A 16,039-nucleotide genomic window follows, 5' to 3' on the forward strand; every position below is an offset into this window, starting at 1 on the left:
CTCCTTATACGATGAGAGACTGATCATGAAAATCCAATGGGCACTTGCGCTGTCCGTCAGTGTGCTTTCCGTTGCATCCCTGGCAGGCTGTGCGGCCGACGGGCCGCCCCGCTTCCCGGATCCGCAATCCGCCAGCCCGAAGGGCGGCACGTTCGTGAACGTGGCCAACCTGCGTAACGTCGGGCCCGGCCTCAACAAGGACCAGATGTTCGACCTGCTCGGTCCTCCTCACTTCAACGAGTGGTTCGTCGGCAGCCACGTGTGGAACTACCTGTTCGACTTCCGCCGCGGCAACGAAGTCGTCTCGTGCCAGTACCAGGTGCGCTACGACGAGCACATGAAGGTGAGCAATACGTACTGGCGCGACCCCGCATGCGCGGACTTCGTGCGCACGCAATCCGCCGCGCCGGCGGCCGCGGCAGAGTCGCCGGCCGCACCGATCGAGCAATTCACGCTGCAAAGCGACGCGCTGTTCGCGTTCGGCCAATCGAGCCTCGAATCGATGCAGCCGGGCGGCAAGGCGCAGCTCGACGATGCGGTCGAGCGAATCAAGCGCCACAAGACGATCACGCGGATCGTCGTCGTCGGGCACACCGACCGGATCGGCACCCCCGCGGTGAACGACCCGCTGTCGCGCGCGCGGGCGCAAACGGTCCGCCGCTATCTGATCGCGCATGGCCTGGACGGAAACGTCATCGAGGCGGACGGCGTGGGATCGCGCGAGCCCGTCGCGCATTGCCCGCCCGGCCAGAGCCGCGCCGTGATCGCGTGCCTGCAGCCCGATCGCCGGGTCTCGATCGCGGTCAGCGGCCGCGACTGACCGGCCGCGACGCCGGTGGCGTCATTCACGCTTCGCCCGCGTGGCGGGCGCCACCATCGAACGACCGGCAAACCGGCATCGCGCCCCTGTGGGCGGTAACGCGCGCCTCGGGCTTGCCGGCATCGCCGGCGGCATCGCGTTTGCCGCCGTATCGGCGCCGGGCCGGAACGACCGAGCGCCCGCGCTGCGCCCTACCCGTGCGGAAAGCGCGCGACGCGGCACGACGGCGCTTGATTCGAACGCCTGAGCGACCAGCTACCAGCAATCCGGATGACGACGATGAGAAGGGTCGGGGTGTATGTGGATGGCAGCAGCATCGACGCGAATGGCGGCCATCTGATGCGATACGACGTGCTGCGCGCGCTCGCCGGTCGGGCCGGCGCCACGATTCAGCGGCTGCACGCGTATCTGAGTTTCGACGCACGCCGCGCGGCACGCTCCGCCGATTACGACGCGCGGATCAAGGGCTATCAGGCGGCACTGCGCGACAAGGGATTCCGCGTCACGGTCAAGCCGCTCAGACACATCGCCGACGAGGACGGCACCGAAACCGTCAAATCGAATTCGGATCTGGGCATGGCCATCGACGCGCTGTCCGAATCGGACCGGCTCGACACCGTGCTCGTCGCCACCAGCGACGGTGATTTCGTCGAAGTCGTACGAGCGTTGCAGAAGAAGGGATGCCGGGTCGAAGTCCTCGGGTTCGACAACGTGCCGCTCGAATTACGCGATGCGGCCGACCAGTTCATCAGCGGCTATCTGGTGCCGGGCCTGCTGCCGGTTCGCGATGCGGCCTCCGGCTCGCCTGCCTGGGGCCAGGTCGGCTCACGCGTGCGCGGCGTGTGCAACCGGTTCGAGCCGGACGACGGATATGGCTTCATCGCGTTCTGGGCCGCGTTGCCCGATACGCCGCTGCTCGCGGCGGCCGAGACGAGCCCCGCCTACTTTCGCGGCAGCAGTTTGCAGGATCCGTCGATCGTCGCGCGGTTGCCGTCTCGAAGCACGATTCTCGAATTCGACCTCGCGATGCCCGCGAAACACACGGGCGCCCCTGAGGCGCGCCGGATTCAGGTCGTTTCCAGCGCCTAGCCATCAAGGCATCGCGGCAGCCCGATCAGCGCCCGAGCGCCGCGTCGTGATCGTGCTTCGACAGGAACATGAGGAAGGTCGTCCCTTCCCCCAGCTTCGAGCGGACCTGCAGCTTTCCGCCGAGCGAATCGACGACCGTCTTGACGAATGCCAGGCCCAAACCATGCCCGGACATCGACGCGCCGCCGTCCAGTTGCGTGAATTCGCGAAACAGCTTTTCCTGGTCGCGCTCGGATATGCCGGTTCCGTAATCGGTCACGGCGATCTTCACGTGCCGATCCGTGGCCGACAACTCCACGTCGACCGTGGAGGCTTCGCGACCGAACTTGATCGCGTTGCCGATCAGATTGACGAATGCCCGCCGCAGCAATTGCACATCGGCGATCGTACTGAGCCCGGGCTCCGCCGTCAGGTTGACGATCGTCGATTTCGCACTCGCCTGCGGCAGCAGATCGTCGACGGCATCGCCGAGCACCAGTGCGGGATCGACCGCGGCCAGCTTCGGCGGCAGATTCTCGGCCCTGGCAAGAAAGAGGAAATCGTCGGAGAGGGTCAGCGCGCGCGTCGCATACTGTGATACCAGTTCGGCGAAGCGCTGCGGCGTGTACCGCGACGGATCCCGCCGGATCTGCGAAACGAGCGCGAGAATCGACGCCTGCGGCGACCGCATGTCGTGCGACAGGAATCGCAGCGCCATGTCCCGCTGCCGCTCGGCCATCCGCACGGACGAGACGTCCGCGACATGAAAGACCAGCGCGCGCTCGCCATAGACGGACGGGCGGATCGGTGCGCACTTGATCAGCAGCGAACGACCGCACCGTGCATTGGCGATCTCGATTCCCTGGTCGAGCTGCGATTTCGTCTGTGCCGACAGCGCGTCGCCGTCAGGCCAGTGATCGAGCGACGTCAACGCCTGCGCGACGAATTCATTCGCCCGATGCGATGCGGTGATCTGAAACAGCACGTCCGAAACCGGCCGGCCCACCGGCGCCCGCCCGGCATCCGGATGCTCGTCGGGCTCCGCGCACCACGCGGCGATCCGCCGGTTCGCCAGCAGCACGACACCGTCGGCCGACGCAATCAGCGTCGCTTCCGGCAGACTGTCGACCCATGCGTCGATGAGCGCACGATAGCGACGTACTCGCGCATCCAGATTCGCAGTCCTGTCCAGTTGCCGCCGAACCGGGTCGACGTGTCGCACGACGCTCGCCGACTCCGCATGCAGCAACGGGTCGGTCGCCATGCGGTCGCCGAGGAGACCGATGAAGCGCAGCAACACTTCGGTACGCCGCCAGAACACCAGCACGCAGGCGAGCACGCACATCAGCATGCCGGTGGCGGGCGGCAGCGCCTCGCCGCCGACCATGAACACGGCATACGCGATCGCAGCAACCGCTCCTGCGACGACGAACGATGCAACGAGGCCGGCACCAGGACCGAACCGGTAGAGCAACGCACAGATCACGCACACGACGGCCTCGTTGAACAGCAGCGCCCACGCAAGACCGGCCTGTTGAAGCGGTGCCGCCGCGGCCGGCGCAGGCGATGCAACGATTGCCGCGGCATCGTCTCCGATCGGCCGCACGCCGGCCGACGACACGCCGGGCCGGCCATGCCCGAGGTCGGCAGCCGCGCGAATCAGGACCGCGCGGCCGCTCAGCCGGTTCGACGGCACCGCGCCGTCCAGCACGTTGACGTACGAGTAGCGCTCGCAAGGTCCGTTCCAGTGAAACGCAGCGTCGCGCGCGCAGGCTTGATCGGCGTTGCCGGAATTGCCGAGGTTGCCGCTCCCGGCCTCCGTTCGTGCGCCGCCGCGACTTGCCGCCTCGCCACCGCGGTGCCCGGCACGTGCGCGCGCGACGTCCCGCAAGCCGGTCAGGTCGATACTGACGACTGCGACGCCGCTTCCGGCAAGCCGCTCCATCATCCGCTCACGGGTTTCGATGCTGAACGGCCAGTTGCCCAGACGCGCGGTCGTACGTTCGTCGACCACGATCATCGCCAGCGGCTTGACGGGCCCGCCGTGGGCCGACCGTGACACGAACCCGAACCACGCGCGGTCGACGCGTTGCAGCGCATGTGTCGCCGTGAGCACCGCACAGACCAGCACCAGCGCAAACGTCACGCGTATCCACTCCGTGGCGCAATACGAGGACACGCTCCCGGCCATCTGCCTGCCTTCATCACATGAACGGCGCCGCCCCAGCCCCAAAAATCTTCCGAACATGTCGATCAGATGATGCTCCATCGATATCGCATTGATCGGCATCTGACATGCCTGCGTCAAACACCGCACCCCACTTCAAGCAGCATTGACCGGAGACGCAGCAGCCGGTCACCCCCCTTCACGTGCCGATCGCCCGCCCTGTACATACGCGCTCGGACGTACCCGGCCAAACGACCTCCAAGCAGCGATCCGTAATTTAATATGCGTCAATTATACTTCAATTTTCACCGGAATTAACCATCCAATTTAATTGCAATTAAATTAACATTTAATTCAAGATCAATCCCGATACTTTCCATAACAAACCATCACTTCCAGGCGACATCATCCCTCATCCAAAGCACGCGCACCGCTCGCTCCACCCAAAAAAATCGGTGCATTAAAATCCGAATCATCACACAAAACGAAATCAATTCAGCTTTCAATATGCAGTCCAGATATCACAATACGATTCCCATGAATCTCATTCTCAAAAATCGAGCCACAATATACAAAACAATAAACAAATTTACATTTGTTTATTTTCCATGAGTTGAAATTTTGCATTCCACTCAATAGAATCGATCGATCAGCAACATGCTGCCGACATTTAATCGGCGTACCCGGACATTCATGAATTTCCCCTTTGCATCAAACGATCCGCTCGACGATGCCGAACGCGGACTTCGTCAGGGCGAGTTCTTTTTCCTCCTGCAACCCAAGTTCGCGCTCCAGGGAATCCGTCTGGCCGGTTTCGAATGTCTGATGCGCTGGCGCCATCCGGCGCGCGGCATCCTGGAGCCCGCGTCGTTCATCAGCCTGATCGAGGATTCATGTCTGGCCACGCGCTTCACCGAACTGCTCACCCGAAGAGCGGCGCACATGCTGGCGCAGTGGAAGGCGGCCGGTTACGGCAAGCTGTCTCTCGCGATCAATCTGTCTCCGTCGGAGCTGGGGCACGCGGATTTTCCGGCGCAGCTTTCCGCACTGCTGACGTCGCTCGGGCTCGAGCCGGCTCGCGTCGAAATCGAGCTGACCGACGTCGTTCCGCCTGCCCGGCTCGACTGGCTGGTGGAGGCCATCCATGCGACGCAGGCAATCGGCGTGCGCGTCGCATTGGACGACTTCGGTGCAGGCTTCAATTCGCTGACGCTGTTGCAACAGTTGCCGGTGGATATCGTCAAGTTCGATCGCTCGCTGATCCGCGATGTCCTGCAAAACAACGAATCCATGCGGGTCGTTGAGACCCTGGTGCACATCGCGCAAAGCCATGGCAAGCACATCGTGATGACGGGCATCGAAACCGCCGCGCAGTTCGAATGGGCCAGCACGCTGCCGGACGTCGACGGCCAGGGTTTCTATCTCGGCGAGCCGCTGCGCGAAGCGGCGGTCCAGACGTTCATCGCCGATTGCCATGCGCGGATCCTGTCGTAGCCCCGCGCGCGCCGTAGGCGAGTAGGCGCCATCCGTGCTTCAGGCGCGAGGCCGCGTGCTTCATGCGTCGGGTCGGCATGCCGGACGCCGCCGCATCCCAGGATTCATCCGGAATATCGGGTGCCATCTACGCTCCGATCGGGCTGTTTGTTCACGCCGCCGTGTGCGACGTGCAGCCAGCATAGAACGGCGGCCCGAGCGCTCAAAGTGAACTTTTGTCACTTTCACGAGCATTTCCACAGGGCTCCCACATTCCGGGAAAATGCCGATCCGTCGGGCACCGACGTGCGCCGGTGCCTCGCCCGTGAATTACCAGCGAATCAACGCCGAGCCCCACGTGAAGCCCGAGCCCATTGCAGGCGTCAGGACGAGATCGTTCTCCTTGATGCGTCCGTCGGATACGGCTTCGCCGAGCGCGAGCGGAATCGACGCCGCCGACGTGTTGCCGTGTTTGCCGACGGTGAGCACGACCTTCTCCATCGGCAGATTCAACTTCGTGCCGACGGTTTGCACGATGCGCTGGTTTGCCTGATGCGGAACGATCCAGTCGACGTCGTCCCGGGTCAGCCCGTGCGCATCGAGCGCTTCCTGCGACGCGTCGGCGAGATTGACGACCGCATGCAGAAATACGTCGCGGCCCTCCAGATGCATCTTGCCGGCGCTTTGCGTCGACGATACCCCGCCGTCCGTGTGAATCTTGTCCCAGTACCGCCCATCCGAATGCAGATGCGTGGACAGCACACCGCGCGGCCTGTCGCCTTCGCGCCGTTCGCCGCGCAGCACCAGCGCGCCCGCGCCGTCGCCGAACAGCACGCAGCTATTGCGGTCCTGCCAGTCCACGATACGCGACATCGTTTCCGCGCCGATCACCAGCGCGGTGCGCGCCTGCCCGAGCCGGATCATGTTGTCGGCGACCGAGAGCGCGAACACGAAGCCCGAACAGACGGCCTGCACGTCGAACGCGGCGCCGCGCGGCATGCCGATCGCTTCCTGAACGCGGACGGCCGTCGCGGGCATCGTGCGATCGGGCGTGCAGGTCGCGAGCACGATGAGATCGACGTCGGCCGCGGCGATCCCTGCGTGACTCAGCGCGGCCCGGGCCGCGCCGATCGCGAGATCGGACGTGTTCTCGCCGGGCGCCGCGATCCTGCGCTCCTTGATGCCGGTGCGCTGCGTGATCCACTCGTCCGTGGTGTCGACCTTCAGTGCGATGTCATGATTCGTCATGCGGTGCTCGGGCAACGCGGAACCGCAGCCGACGACGCGCGACATCCAGTGGTCCACGCGATTGATTTCCACCATCTTCGGTACTCCGATCAAAGTCGATGACGCGCCGGCCGCCCGATGTCTCGAACCGGCGCCCTGGCGTTACCAGCTTCCGACGCCCGCGTCCTGGCCCGGCTCCGCGGCGGCGCTCGTGCCCTGCGGTTGCAGCGAGACGAGATGCTCGGCCAGCGCATTGAAGGTCGGATAGTCGTAAAGGACCGTATCGTCGATCTTGATGTTGAGCCGCTCTTCGAGGAAGAACGCGAGTTCGACGGAATGCATCGAGTCGAAGCCGGCGTCGGCGAAGGTCTGTTCGAGATCGGTCGGCACCTTCAGGTTGTTCGCTTCGGTCCACTCCTGGATCCACGCAAGAATGGTTTCCGCGGTGACCGTCGGCCCGTTGACGGCTGCAGCTTGAAGTTGATCGTTCATGGCATCGATTCCTTGAAGTCGGATTGAGGACGGTGAAGGCGCGGCGGCGACGCCGCGCCCGGGAAACGGAAAGGCAGCGCCTATGCGGGTGTCGCGCGCATCAGCGGTTCCGGATCGGCGTGCGGTGCATCGGCAGCGCGTCCGCCGAGAAAGTGCGCGAGACGCCGCACGGAAGGTGCACGCACGATGGAGTTGTGGTCGTCGTCGAACACGTCGACCGTGATGCCGCCGCGCCCGAAACGGCGCAATTGCTGCTCCGCCAGCACGCTCGACATCCCGCGCTTGTCGCGCGCGGCGAGCGCGTATCCGATGTGCGTTTGCACCTGCCGCGGCTGGTGACAGGCGAGTGCCACCGCGCTCGCGGCATGCAGCCGCGCGATGTGGTCGAACATCTCAGGCTGGGCGCGGCGGCGCACGTCGGCGAGATAGAAGTCCTGATCGAGCATCGCATCGAAACGCGGGTCGGCCAGCCATCGCTCGACTGCCTGCATACCGTCATCCGGCGCGAGATCAGCGGCCAGTGCGCGCAACCGCGTGGCGAATTCGCCGTCGTGGAGCGGGCTGTCGACGATCATCAACGGCGGCGCGCTCCCGCCCTCCGACTCCCACTGCGCGGCCATTTCGTGCGCGACGATCCCGCCGAACGACCAGCCGCCGAGCAGGTCGGGCTGCCTGCCGTGCGTCGCGAGCAGCGCCGCGCAGTAGCGCGACGCCAGTTGCGCGATCGAAAGATACGCGGGCGCGTGGCCCTGATCCGCGTACGGATGACGGATCGCGACGACCGTCGGGTCGCCCGGCCATGCCGCGGCCAGTTCCTGATAACACAGCACGTTTCCGCCGACCGGATGCACGAGCGCAACGAGCGGCCCGGCCCCGTCGCGCAGCGTCACGACCAGGCCGACGTCGCCGCCCGTTTCGGCCGGTTGCCGGGGATCGGCCGCCACGACTTCGCGAACGGACGCGTCACCGTTCGTCGTGCCGAACCACGCGGCCAGCGTCTGGAGCGACGCGCCGCGCGCCAGCATGGCGATCGGCGGCATCTTGCCGAGCCGCTGATGCAACCGCACCCGCAGCTCCGTCAACGCCAGCGAGTCGAGCCCCTGGCCGACGAGCGACAGCCCATCGTCGAGCACGACGGTATCCGGCGCGACCGCTGCCGCGATCGTGCGCAACGTCGCGAGCATCTGCGCCGCGCCCGCCGGTGCCACGTCGGCGCGATCCACCTCGATCGAGCGCGGCGGCCGGGCTTCCGCATTCGATGCGCCATCGCTTCGTTGGCGCACCGCACCATGCGCCGCTTCGGCGAGATCGGGAAACGGCAGCTCGAAACGCTCGGTGTCGAACGCGTAGCCCGGCGCTTCGGCAGGCCGCGGCGCATTGCCGTACAGCTTGTGCCACGCGATCTTCTGCCCTTCGCCGTAAAGGCGTGCGCAGCCGTGGGCGAAGCCTGTCGATTCGGTTTCCTCATCGCCTTCCGGGCCGTCGGCGAGCGACGCGATCGCGCACGTCCAGTCGCCGCCGGCGGCGGCGCGCGCGAGCTTGGCGAGCGCCGCGCCGGGCCCCACTTCGACGAAGAGCGTCTTGCCGTCCGACACCGCCAGCAACGCGTCATGAAAACGCACCGGCTGCTCGACGAGATCGAGCCAGTGCTCGACGCCGGCGATCGCATCGGTCGCGACGGCGCCCGTGAGGGTGGAGACGATCGGAATCGACGGCGGCGCGAACGTCAGCGGTTCGAGCGCGCGCCGGAACGCTTCGCGCATCGAACGTAACATCGGCGAATGGCCCGGCGTGCCGTAGGTCTTGAGCAGCGACACACGCTTGCCCGCCGCGACCATCGCGTCGTGCACGCGCGCCACCGCTTCCGGCGTGCCGCTGACGACGGTCTGCCCCGGCCCGTTGATGCCGGCGACGAACAGATCCTCGCCGAACGCGAACCGCGCGGCGAGTTCGTCGGCCGCGGCGGCCACCGCGAGCATCGCGCCGGCCGGCGTCGCGGTATCGAACAGTCGGCCGCGCGCCTCCACCGCCTTGAGACCGTCGCCGAGCGACATCACGCCGCCGATCACGGCGGCCACGTGCTCGCCGAGCGAATGCCCGATCAGCAGATCCGGCTGCACGCCGAGCTCCATCCAGGTACGTGAAAGTGCGTAGCACACGACGAAGTGAGCCAGTTGCCCCGGATGATGGCGCACGGTTTGAGCGCCACGGCCGACGATCGCATCGAGCACGTCGCGGGCCGTTTCGCTACCCAGCAGGCGCAGACACGCGTCCGCGTGTTTGCGGAACAGGCCGTTGCCGTGGTAGAGGTTTCCGCCGACGCCCGGCTGCCACGCCCCTTGCCCTGGCACGAGAAACGCGACGCGGGGCTTGCGCGGCGGCTCGCCCGCATGCCAGTTGCCGGACGGATTGTCCGCGAGAAACGCGTCGAGCGCGTCGATGAAATCCGCTTTCGTCGTGCCGACCAGCGCGACGCGATGATCGAAATGATCGCGTCGCACGTTCGACGTATGACACGCATCGCGCAGCGGCACGGACGTGCCCGCGAGCCAGGCCCGCCATGCCGACGCGACACGCCGCCGTGCGTCCGGCGAGCGCCCGGAAAGCGTCAATACGCGTTCGCGGTCGATCGGCGCACCGGTGTCCGGCACGGGCGCCGGCGCGGACAGAATCAGGTGGACGTTGGTCCCGGTGATGCCGAAACCGCTCACGCCGACCAGCGTCTCGCCTTCGTCGAGCGGCGTACCCTCGCGTGGAACGGCGAGTTGCGCGCCTTCCCAGTGAAAGCGCGGGTTCGGCGTCTCGAAGTTCACCTGCGCGGGTACGTGGCGGTGCCGCAGGATCAGCATCGCCTTGATGAAGCCGGCCATGCCCGCGGCGCCCTCCAGATGCCCGAGCTGGGACTTCACGGAGCCCACGAGGATCGGCTTGTCGCGTGCGACGGCGCGTGTATAGACGTTACGCAACGCGGAAAGCTCGATCGGATCGCCGAGCGCCGTGCCCGTGCCATGCGCTTCCACGTAGGCGACTGCGTCCGGCCGAACGCCGGCGCGCATCATTGCCCGGCGAATGACGGCTTCCTGCGCCGCGCCGTTGGGCGCGGTGAGACCGTTGCTCGCGCCGTCGCTGTTGACGGCCGACCCGATCAGCACCGCATCGATGCGATCGCCGTGCGCGAGCGCGTCGTCGTGCCGCTTCATCACGATCACGCCGCCGCCTTCGCCGCGAATATAGCCGTCGGCGCTCGCGTCGAAAGGACGGCATTGCCCGGAGGCGGACATCGCCTGGAGCCGCGCGATGCCGATCGTTTCCTCCGGCCCGAGGATCAGGTTCACGCCGCCGGCGATCGCGACGTCGCACTCGCCGGCCTGCAGGCTCTGCGCGGCAAGATGGATCGCGACCAGCGACGACGAACAGGTCGTATCGACGAAGATCGCGGGCCCGCTCAAACCGAGTATGTGCGCGACGCGCCCGGGGGCCATCGCGCGCAGGTTGCCGAGCTTCGAATAGGTGGTGATGCGCGACGGATCGCCGGACCAGACGGTGCGCCGGCCATAGTCCGCCTCGCCGATCGTCATGAAGACCCCGACGTTCCTGCCGCGCAGCCGGCCCGGCGCGATGCCCGCGTTCTCGAGCGCCGCCCATGCGAGTTCGAGCATCCAGCGCTGCTGCGGATCCATCTCCATCGCCTCGGCCGCCGAGGTCCGGAACAGCTTGCGGTCGAAGCGGAACGGATCGTCGACATAGCCGGCCACGCGCGAATACGTGGTGCCGGGCTCGTCGGTATCCGGCGAGTAGTACGCGTCGATATCGAAGCGTTCGCGCGGCGTTTCGCGGATCGCCGTGCGCCCGGAATTCAGCAGCGTCCAATAGCTCGACGCACAGGACGCGCCGCCGGGGAACCGGCACGACATGCCGATGATGGCGACGCGCTGCGCTTGCGTGTTTGACTGGTTCATACCGTCCTCGCGGCGGAAAGCGTTCATCCGGCCTAGTGGCGGCTCGCCGCGGCGAGATCGTCGCTGCTGCTCGCCTGGACGAGCACGGCCATGTTGCCGGGCAGGTGCCGGTTCTCGCGGATCTTCGCGTGCGCGTCCGGCAGGCGGCTCCACGGAAACACTTCCGACAGGCACGGGTCGATCTTGCCGCTCATCACGAGCCGGTTCGCCTGCGACGCTTCCTTGAGGTTGGCGAAGTGGCTGCCCTGAATGCGTTTCTGGCGCATCCACACGTAGCGCGCATCGCAGGTCAGGTCGTAGCCGCTCGTCGCCGCACAGAACACGACCATGCCGCCGCGCTTCACGACGTAGCAGGACGGGGCGAACGTATTGCGGCCCGGGTGCTCGAACACCATGTCGACGTCGCGCTTTTCGCCGAGCGCACCCCAGATCGCCTTTCCGAAGCGCTTGACTTCATCGACGTAGGCCGCGTACTCGACCTTCGCATCGACGGGCGGCGGCGCGCCCCAGCACGAGAAATCCGAACGGTTGATCACGCCCACCGCGCCGAGCCGTTTGACGAATTCGGCCTTCGACGCGTCGGAGACCACGGCGACGGGGCGCGCGCCCGCGAGCGCCGCGAGCTGGATCGCCATCGTTCCGAGCCCGCCCGCCGCGCCCCACACGAGCACCGATTGCCCGGCGGAAAGCACGTGCGGCTTGTGGCCGAACAGCATCCGGTATGCGGTCGCGAGCGTGAGCGTATAGCAGGCGCTGGCGGCCCACGTGAGGTGCTTCGGGCGCGGCATCAACTGCGTCGACTGCACGCGCGCGAACTGCGCGAACGAGCCATGCGACGTTTCATAACCCCAGATCCGCTGCGACGGGGACAGCATCGGATCGCCGCCGTTGCATTCCTCGTCGTCGCCATCGACCTGCGAGCAGTGTGCGACCACCTCGTCGCCGACCTTCCATTTCTTCACGTTCGAGCCGACGGCCCATACGATGCCGGCCGCATCCGAGCCCGTGATGTGATACGGATCGTCATGCAGGTCCAGCACCGAGAACGGCTGGCCGAGCGCCGCCCACACGCCGTTGTAGTTGACGCCGGCCGCCATCACGAGAATCAGCACGTCGTCCGGGCCGAGCGACGGCACGTCGACGATTTCGTTCGTGAACGCGTGCTGCGGCTCCCCGTGGTTCTCGCGACGAATCGTCCACGCGTGCATTTTCCTCGGCACGACGCCCAGCGGAATCGCGCTGCCGATGTCGAACAGCTCCGGCGGGTTCCTTCTCGTTTCGACAGCGAAATCGATCGTTTTGGTATCCATAACAATACTCGTGAAAGAGTTGATCCGGGAAAAGTTGCACTCGTGCTAGGCCGCGGCCATCCCGCCGTCCACCGACAGTGCGGTACCGGTCATGAACGAAGACGCGTCGCTCGCGAGGAACGTGACCGCCTCGGCGATTTCCTGTTCGGTGCCCAGCCGGCCGACCGGATGAAACGCCTTGATCTGGTCGGTCATGCCGGTTTCATCGAGAAACTTCTCCACCATCGCCGTCGCCACGAACGCCGGGCAGATCGCATTGACACGGATATTCTGCTTCGCGTATTCGAGCGCGGCCGCTTTCGTCAGCCCGAGAATCCCGGCCTTCGACGCGTGATAACTGCAGCCGCCGAATGCAGACGCCACGAGGCCATAAGTGGACGACATATTGACGATCGCACCGCTGCCCGCTTTCAGCATTTCGGGAATTTCGTATTTCATCGAAAGGAACATCCCTTTCAGATTGATATTCATCACGTAATCCCAGCTCGCCTCGTCGGTATCGGCCACGGCTTTGCCGAATGCCTCCACGCCGGCGTTGTTGAACGCAATATCGAGCCTGCCGAATTCGTGCACGGTCTGCGCGACCATCCGCGCGCAATCCTCCGCGCTCGATACATCGGTCTTCACGAACAGCGCTTCGCCGCCCGCGCGGCGGATCTCCTCGACAACGGCCAGACCTTCGTCGATGCGGCGCGACGCGATCGCGACCCGTGCGCCCTCCCTGGCAAACAACAACGCCGTGGTCCGGCCGATACCCGAACTTCCCCCGGTCACGAGGGCGACTTTTTCATGAAGCTTCAGCATCGTATTCTCCAGTCGCATTGATATGCAGGCCCCGTCATCACCATCCCGATTTTTCAGATCGAAAATGAATCGTCGGTTCTTGACCGGATGGATTCTAGACGGCGAAAAGCGTGCGCCGATGAAAAGTGAAAAAAGTTCAAATTTGATTGTCGAACGGACGAATATCATCGCTGACGTCACGACACTCCGCGTTCAACCATCGGCCTTCCATGCGTACGAATACGATCTCCCGGCATGAACTCGGCATGTCCGTCATACACGCGATCGGCGACGAAGGCTTCGTCGGGCTGAGCGCGGCACTCGACCGTCTCGACCCCGATTTCAAGCGATTGCTCGTCGAGGGCGCATATGCCGACATCATCGCCCGCCCCAACCTCTCGCTGAAGCACCGGGAACTCGTGACGGTCGCGGTACTCGCGACGATGGGCAATGCGGATGGCGCACTGAAATACCATGCGGGCGGCATGTTGAATACCGGCTGGACGCCGCACGCGGTGCTCGACACGGCGTTCGAGACGCTCCATTACGCAGGCGTGCCGGTGGCCGCGGCCGCGATACGCCACATCGCCGGGTTGTTGCGCGAACGTGCCATCGATATCGACGTCGACGTCGATTTTTTCGAGGATCCCGAAGCGACGATCGCCACGTTGCTTGAGCGCCGGCAACGGCCGTTCGATGCGCTGACGCCGAAAGAGCGCCGGCTCGCCGCGCTTGCCATCGTCATCGCACGCGAAAACCGGCACGATGCGGTTCGCGTACACGTGAACGACTGCCTGCACGCTGGCTGGACGCGCGGCGAACTGACGGAGGTATTGATTCAACTGACCGGCTACATCGGCTGGCCGCTCGTACTGCCCGTGTCGCGCATCGTGCTCGACGCGTTCGATGCGTTCAGTGCGCTCAATGGGGCGCCGGACGACTCGGCGGGAATCCAGGCCGATGCACCGGCCGAGCGGCATGCGCTGCAACGCGACCTGTATCGGTCGGACGCGGCAGGCGGCTTTGTGGACATGTCGTCCGCGATCGAGCGTGGCATCGATCGGCTGGCCAGCGCGGCATCGGGCGATGAGCCGGTCGAGCACGTGAAGGCACGCCACCTGACGGCAATCGCGTGCCTGACCTGCCTCGCGCGCAATGCCGACGCCGACGCGCTCGCCGCGCACATCCGCGACGCACGCCGGTCGGGCGCATCGCGACCCGAGATCGTCGAGGCCATCGTCGCCGCGTTGCCTCATGCCGGCGTGCTGGCCGTGCAATGGGCGCTCGCCGAGGCGAGCCGTTCGTTCGCCTCGGCGGCTCCGCATGCGGCGCGCGAGCACGACGACGTGCAGGCATGAAGACGACCGCGTTCCACCTCTCTCCCACACCATGCGGCACGAACGACACAGGAAACGACGATGAACGACGAAGGCGGATACGATCTCGAGGATCTCATGCCCGGCATGAACGCGTGCTTTTCGAAAACCCTTTCCGAGCACGACGTGCTGCTGTTCGCGAACGCGACCGGCGACCGGAACCCCGTGCATCTCGACGAGGCCTATGCGCAGCGAACTTTTTTCGGCGGCCGCATCGCGCACGGCATGTTGTCTGCCTCCGTGATATCGGCGGCGATCGCGACGCATCTGCCAGGGCCCGGCTCGATCTATCTGTCGCAGGATCTGCAATTCCGCCGCCCGGTCAAGCTGGGCGAAACGGTCTGCGCGACGGTGACGGTCAAGGAGATTCTCGCGAGCCGGCGTCGGGTCGTGCTGGAAACGCGCTGCGAAGTCGACGGCCTCGTCGTCGTGGAGGGCACGGCGGTGGTGATGCCCACGAATGCGGCGGCGCGCCGGAAAGAAGCGGCGACCGTGCAGGATCAGGCGGTTTGACGGCCGCCCGAAGCGCGACTGCCGGCGTTGTCGGGCGTGCGACCCGCGGTCGCGCTACGCGGGTTTGCGCAGCGGCTCGAGCAGGTGCCTCAGGCCGTTATGGTCGATCTCGTGCATCAGCGCGAGCTGCCGGCCGATTTCGCCGCGCGGGAAGCCTTCACGCGCCAGCCAGTTGAGGTAAGGCCCGGGCAGGTCGGCAAGGAGTCGCCCTTTGTATTTTCCGAAGGGCATGGTGACGGCGACGAGGGATTCAAGATCTGGGGTGCGCATGCGCGTATTGTGCACGGCTTTGCGCAGCCGCGCGCGTCACGGCCCGGCTGCGCGCGCGCCGGGCCGAGCCGGCTCACGGCCGCGAATCCGACCCTTCGCGGCGGGATGAATCGACCAACCGGCCCCGATTGACAATCGGGATTCACGTCGGCCGCCGGCTTGCTTCGCGCCTGCTAGACTGGAACTTCCCCCTGCAAACCATGGAGGGAATCATGATGTCCATCTATGTCGTGAAGACCGGCGAGCAGTTCCTCTGCACCGCCGAGGACGGCGATATCGGCATGGCGCCGGCCATCGAAGACGCGGCCTCCTTCGGTTCGTACGACGAAGCGGAGAAAGCCGCGAGCGCGCATGCCGACCCCGGGTACGAGATCGTGGCCGTCTGCATGATCAGGCACTGAGCGCCGATCCGCGGCCCGGTGCGCAGGGCGATCCGCGTGCCGGACGCCCGTCGCCGCGCGTCGCCGCGCGTCGGCGGCGTCGATGCGACGGACCCGGCGTTCGCACGCCGCGGACGGGCGGTTCGCGCCACTCGTCGTCCACGCCGAGCATCATTGCCGCAAGCGAGCCGTCCGGCTTCG

13 protein-coding genes are annotated in these 16,039 nt (G+C 65.9%); 6 read left to right on the forward strand and 7 right to left on the reverse strand.

Going from position 1 to position 16,039, the window contains the following annotated elements; translation table 11 throughout:
• Positions 1–25: 25 nt before the first annotated feature.
• Together CFB52_RS33850 and CFB52_RS33855 are read left to right on the forward strand one after the other, a co-directional pair.
• On the forward strand, positions 26–820 hold the full coding sequence (locus CFB52_RS33850; protein WP_099318574.1) for an OmpA family protein: 795 nt from the start codon (positions 26–28) through the stop codon (positions 818–820).
• A 279-nt stretch (positions 821–1,099) separates the two neighbouring features.
• Entirely contained in the window at positions 1,100–1,909 is an 810-nt protein-coding gene (locus CFB52_RS33855) for an NYN domain-containing protein (RefSeq protein WP_179231830.1), read from the forward strand.
• A gap of 25 nt (positions 1,910–1,934) precedes the next feature.
• Here CFB52_RS33855 and CFB52_RS33860 read toward each other — a convergent pair whose 3' ends face one another.
• Positions 1,935–4,034: a sensor histidine kinase KdpD gene (locus tag CFB52_RS33860; RefSeq protein WP_099318575.1), complete on the reverse strand. Its 2,100-nt coding sequence runs from the start codon at positions 4,032–4,034 to the stop codon at positions 1,935–1,937.
• Between the two features lie 678 nt (positions 4,035–4,712).
• On the opposite strand from CFB52_RS33860, the gene CFB52_RS33865 reads away from it, so the two are divergent.
• Positions 4,713–5,549 (forward strand): EAL domain-containing protein, encoded by an 837-nt coding sequence (locus CFB52_RS33865; RefSeq protein ID WP_257220857.1) that lies wholly within the window; start codon positions 4,713–4,715, stop codon positions 5,547–5,549.
• A gap of 309 nt (positions 5,550–5,858) precedes the next feature.
• Here CFB52_RS33865 and CFB52_RS33870 read toward each other — a convergent pair whose 3' ends face one another.
• The 5 genes from CFB52_RS33870 to CFB52_RS33890 all read right to left on the reverse strand — a co-directional run bounded on the left by CFB52_RS33870 (position 5,859) and on the right by CFB52_RS33890 (position 13,320).
• Positions 5,859–6,851, reverse strand: a complete 993-nt coding sequence (locus CFB52_RS33870) for a beta-ketoacyl-ACP synthase III (protein WP_089466225.1) — start codon at positions 6,849–6,851, stop codon at positions 5,859–5,861.
• A 66-nt stretch (positions 6,852–6,917) separates the two neighbouring features.
• Positions 6,918–7,247 (reverse strand): acyl carrier protein, encoded by a 330-nt coding sequence (locus CFB52_RS33875; protein ID WP_060010709.1) that lies wholly within the window; start codon positions 7,245–7,247, stop codon positions 6,918–6,920.
• An 80-nt stretch (positions 7,248–7,327) separates the two neighbouring features.
• Complete coding sequence (locus CFB52_RS33880; RefSeq protein ID WP_099318576.1) at positions 7,328–11,206, reverse strand: type I polyketide synthase; 3,879 nt, start codon at positions 11,204–11,206, stop codon at positions 7,328–7,330.
• 32 nt (positions 11,207–11,238) lie between these two features.
• Complete coding sequence (gene ccrA, locus CFB52_RS33885) at positions 11,239–12,516, reverse strand: crotonyl-CoA carboxylase/reductase (RefSeq protein WP_099318577.1); 1,278 nt, start codon at positions 12,514–12,516, stop codon at positions 11,239–11,241.
• Between the two features lie 45 nt (positions 12,517–12,561).
• Positions 12,562–13,320 (reverse strand): SDR family NAD(P)-dependent oxidoreductase, encoded by a 759-nt coding sequence (locus tag CFB52_RS33890; RefSeq protein WP_060010714.1) that lies wholly within the window; start codon positions 13,318–13,320, stop codon positions 12,562–12,564.
• A 245-nt stretch (positions 13,321–13,565) separates the two neighbouring features.
• Between CFB52_RS33890 and CFB52_RS33895 the strand changes: the two genes are divergently transcribed.
• A complete protein-coding gene (locus tag CFB52_RS33895) occupies positions 13,566–14,657 on the forward strand; it encodes a carboxymuconolactone decarboxylase family protein (RefSeq protein WP_099318617.1) in 1,092 nt (363 codons plus the stop codon).
• Positions 14,658–14,717: 60 nt separating this feature from the next.
• A complete protein-coding gene (locus tag CFB52_RS33900; protein ID WP_059583787.1) occupies positions 14,718–15,188 on the forward strand; it encodes a MaoC family dehydratase in 471 nt (156 codons plus the stop codon).
• A gap of 54 nt (positions 15,189–15,242) precedes the next feature.
• Here the strand turns inward: CFB52_RS33900 and CFB52_RS33905 are convergent, their stop codons facing one another.
• Positions 15,243–15,458 carry a DUF3820 family protein gene (locus CFB52_RS33905; RefSeq protein WP_059583788.1) on the reverse strand — a complete coding sequence of 72 codons (216 nt, stop codon included), beginning with the start codon at positions 15,456–15,458 and terminating at the stop codon, positions 15,243–15,245.
• Positions 15,459–15,670: 212 nt separating this feature from the next.
• Here CFB52_RS33905 and CFB52_RS33910 point away from each other — a divergent pair, with 212 nt between their 5' ends.
• A complete protein-coding gene (locus tag CFB52_RS33910) occupies positions 15,671–15,859 on the forward strand; it encodes a hypothetical protein (protein WP_059583815.1) in 189 nt (62 codons plus the stop codon).
• The last annotated feature ends 180 nt before the right edge of the window (positions 15,860–16,039 follow it).

This window comes from Burkholderia sp. AU18528, assembly GCF_002223215.2.
GTDB classification, from domain to species: Bacteria; Pseudomonadota; Gammaproteobacteria; order Burkholderiales; family Burkholderiaceae; genus Burkholderia; species Burkholderia semiarida.